1 pseudogene is annotated in these 733 nt (G+C 58.9%); it reads left to right on the top strand.

What is annotated here, in order from left to right:
* Window positions 1–210 (top strand): annotated as a pseudogene (locus AC0L3O_RS35425) (chemotaxis protein CheB); the annotation flags it as partial.
* Window positions 211–733 lie beyond the last annotated feature (523 nt).

The following is a 733-nucleotide window of genomic DNA, read 5'->3' as shown; positions in this document are numbered from 1 at the left end:
TTGTGGAGCTTGCTGCGCGCGCATCAGCAGCGGGCGGCATTCACCCGGCGAATGGCCGACCGGGAAAGTGAGTTGGCCCGCGTTGACATGGCGGCAAAGCTGCAGGAACGGTCGAGAGAATACGAAGCGGACGCCGAAGTGATCGAACGAATTCTCGAAAGCAGGCGTGGCATAGTGGCAGAGAATGGCGCGACGACGAAGCAAAACTGATCCGGCCTCGCCAACACTTCGGGCGGCGCTGCAGGGAAGGATGCTCCGTCTCCCGTTTGTCGGATAGGCGCATCGGCCGGCGGCATAGCCGCACTTCCGAAATTCATTCCCGACGCGCACTCGACAGCGGACTCGTTTATGTTGTCAGCATTCCGACGCCGAGCACAAGAGCGAACCGGCGAGCATCATTCAGGGTTGCGCACAGTTGGAATCGGAGGTCGTGACGGCGATCAAACGGAACCGGATCTATGTGATCCTCGGTCAGCTCGCTCAATCGACCCCGGGCGATTGTACCCTCCACCCGCTCGAAGACGGTTACTGCCGTGGTCTAAGAAAGTGTCGTGTTCGGCACTATGAGGACCGTGGATTGCCGATCGGCCCGAAGGAACAAACAGCACCCACTTTGGTTAAAGCTGCGCGTGTCACCAGACACGCGTTTCTCACACTCGGAGACGACGATGGCTACGAAAAAGGAATCGCAAAGCAAGGCCAAGGGCCTCGAAGATCTTTTCCACGACGGACT

It is taken from the genome of Mesorhizobium sp. WSM4810 (assembly GCF_055811235.1).
The sequence above is the reverse complement of the archived record's forward strand: the minus strand, read 5'-3'. Positions and strand labels throughout refer to the sequence as shown.